This is a genomic window from Vibrio sp. L3-7, assembly GCF_963898195.1.
In the GTDB taxonomy this organism is placed as follows: Bacteria; Pseudomonadota; Gammaproteobacteria; order Enterobacterales; family Vibrionaceae; genus Vibrio; species Vibrio echinoideorum.
In genome coordinates this window covers 1-3,040 of the sequence record NZ_CAWQUW010000052.1, presented here as the reverse complement: position 1 = coordinate 3,040, position 3,040 = coordinate 1, and the positions used below count along the sequence as shown (strand labels likewise).

The window sequence follows — 3,040 nt, the reverse complement described above, 5'->3', positions numbered from 1 at the left end:
ATCTGCCTTATTGGCAAGTGGGTGTACATAGTACGCCTTCGCGGAGGCTTGAGCCCAGTGCAGTGAAAGTTGCACGCTGGGTTCTTAGGAGAGCGGCACCTGGTAACAGGTGTCGCTTATCCGACCATTGTTAGATAGACCTTTTACTCATTCACATCCTGTTAATGGGGTTTTGCCCTACTAGAAGTTATCCATTCTTCGAATGCTGTTCGTCGTTAATCCCCGTGTTGTATCACGGGGGTATCACGGGGGTAAATTCGACCTATCTATCAGCACCCACACAACCCTGCTCTAGTTGCAAGCTTGCGCGCTAGTCTCTTAGTTCGTACTATACGGAGAAATTCAATTTTTTATATTAAATGAGTTTGTTTATATCAGTAAGTGATTGTTAGTAATTGGGATTTGTATACAGTTAAGCTAAAGGTTGTTTGGCTTTAAATTTATAGTTGGAGAGAGTTTTGAGTAGCGATACATTGAACATTTTGACAATGCTTGGCACTTGGTTTTCAGGTTTAGGCGCATTTAGTGCTGTATTATTTGCTCTGCACTCCAATAAACCTAGATTAGACATCAAGTTTGGTGGGCATTTTAAACTCGATATAATTAACAAGCGTCCGGTAAATGCTCACATTAGCTATGTTTATCGTGAAATTTCTGGTGCACCAAAAATATTCGGTAACTTTAGCCCTTATCGAATACTTTTAAACTACAGCACCAGAGAAGACGAGGCACTCGATAAGACTATAGCTTCAGGGGAGTTTTCAGTTCTTCACCTTGATAGCGATCAGATCTATAAATCTTATGTAAAGCAATGTGATTATGGCAAAATTGAGTTTCCCAAGTATATGCCTAAAATGAAAATTTGCGTTCGCTTAACGACTGGAAAGGTCTATAAAATTAATGTTCCTCAATCATTTTATAAAGATATCCAACAAATAAATATTTATAGCCCCGAACAAAAACTTATGTCGCTACTAGACCCTAATACAATAAACAATTTCCGTTCCATGCCTATGCGCCTGTCCTATAGCTCTCAAACGCTTGCACGCTATATAAGTGCATATAAAGCGGATATGCTATGGAAATTGCCGAAAGAAAGCACACATATAAAACGATTACGATCCATTCTCGAAGCTAAGCGTTTTTAGTTATGTTAAAGCTGTATTAGGCATCATCAAGGATTATTAATGGAAAATTTATCTAACAACATTATCGTACTGTTGCAGTACTTACTCCCCGGCTTTGTTGCTGCTTGGATGTTTTACAGTCTCACGTCTTACCCAAAACCATCTCAATTTGAGCGTATTGTCCAAGCTCTAATATTTACGATATTTATTCAAGCTATTGTCAAGTCAATGGAGATAAGTGTCAGTTACTTAAAAACTCAAGGTTTTGACCTATTACTTCCCGAACAATTTGGTTTAGTGGGTTCAGTAACAACTGCACTGGTTCTAGGTTTCTTGTTTGTATTTTTCGCAAATAATGATTATCTGCACGGATTATTGCGAAAAGCTAATATTACTAGGGAAACATCATACCCGTCAGAATGGTTTGGGGCTTTTCTAAAGGATATAACTTATGTTGTCTTACACTTAGAAGATGAAAGACGACTTTATGGATGGCCAAAAGAATGGCCGTCAGAACCTACTAGTGGATACTTTGTCATAACAGATCCAACTTGGTTGAACGAAGATGGTTCAGAAATATCGATACCCGGTGTTAAACATATTTTAATTGATGCAAATGACGTAAAATGGGTAGAGTTCATGGAAAAAAATTGGGAGTAAACAATGTCTAAGAAAGGTTCCAATCCTCCACCACCTTCCCGTCCTAGTTGGCGCGGAAATGAGGGCGCAAATGCAAACCCAAACCCTCCAACAAATGTTAGACCGCCTGCACCGCCTGCACCACCGCGTCCAAAAACTATCTAACTAGATTTTTATAAAGTCTAGATTAAAAAAGCCGAACTCAATGAGTCCGGCTTCTTTCTCCTTGATATGACCAAAAAGGAGGACTGGCTACTTAAACAAGGAATTTCAATGTTCCAGTCGCAGTTACTTTACCAATAAAAATCACATCACGTTAATTTTGTCCATTAACCTCAGAACTCGCTCTATAAAAACCATACTTTCCTAATACTATTTCTTGATATTCGCAATTGCTCTTGCAAGGCCAAGTAAGTGTGTTGAGGTTTTAATCTCTAGTTCAGATTGAATTCCAAGTAGTGCTATCCCTGCCAATATTTGTTGTGGCCTCACCACTTGGCCTGTCGGCAGCTCCATACTGTCATATAACATTTTGAACTGTTCCCAATCCTCACTTACGCTGAGTTCCCGACCTTTTGCCATACGCATAAGCCTTTTACATTCGGGTGGCATCGGTTTTCCTTCATCCCAACCCGTGACAGTCCTCACAGATTTAAAACAGAGTTCAGCGACCTCTTCTTTGGTCATTTGGCACTCTAACTCTCGAAAAATGTAATTCTTACTCATTTCGCGATACTTCAATGATAAAACTTCTAAATACAAGAGGTTGCACTGATTCAAGGAAATATGCACGATTGAACATAAGCAGACAAAGTGCGCACTGTACAAAGGCGTATTAATTGGCAAACTTGCCTTATAAAAAGTTATTCATGAATCACTAATATTAGAATTCCTAAAACTCATTTTTGTCCAAAAGCTTCTCAGATTGAATTTTTACCCGTGGCACTTCGTAACTCAGAAGTGCCCCATTCCGTGCTTCGAGAGTCAAGGAAGTGAACTATTTAACTCAATTAAATCATTTACGTCGTCCACTCATATTTTTCTTGAACGATCAGTTAATTCGCTTTTAGTGCATTATACCTGTTCTTTATTTTATGGATTCCTGCTATGTCACGAAGTCAACGCCTTCTAGATTTACTCCAACTTTTTCGACGCTATAAATATCCAGTCTCAGCTGAGGATCTAGCAAATAAGCTAGATGTTAGTGTAAGAACAATCTATCGAGATATAGCAACTTTGCAATCGCAAGGCGCAGAGGTCGAGGGGGAAGCTGG

The 3,040-nt window shown here is 39.1% G+C and carries 4 protein-coding genes; 3 read left to right on the top strand and 1 reads right to left on the bottom strand.

Annotated elements, in window-relative coordinates:
• Nucleotides 1–458 precede the first annotated feature (458 nt).
• Nucleotides 459–1,148 carry a hypothetical protein gene (locus tag AACW75_RS21715; RefSeq protein WP_237297962.1) on the top strand — a complete coding sequence of 230 codons (690 nt, stop codon included), beginning with the start codon at nt 459–461 and terminating at the stop codon, nt 1,146–1,148.
• 39 nt (nt 1,149–1,187) lie between these two features.
• Entirely contained in the window at nt 1,188–1,787 is a 600-nt protein-coding gene (locus AACW75_RS21710) for a DUF6338 family protein (RefSeq protein WP_237297961.1), read from the top strand.
• A gap of 351 nt (nt 1,788–2,138) precedes the next feature.
• Here the strand turns inward: AACW75_RS21710 and AACW75_RS21705 are convergent, their stop codons facing one another.
• Entirely contained in the window at nt 2,139–2,507 is a 369-nt protein-coding gene (locus tag AACW75_RS21705; RefSeq protein WP_237297960.1) for a regulator, read from the bottom strand.
• 366 nt (nt 2,508–2,873) lie between these two features.
• Here AACW75_RS21705 and AACW75_RS21700 point away from each other — a divergent pair.
• A partial coding sequence (locus AACW75_RS21700) for a helix-turn-helix transcriptional regulator (protein ID WP_237297963.1) occupies nt 2,874–3,040 on the top strand: 167 nt, incomplete at its 3' end.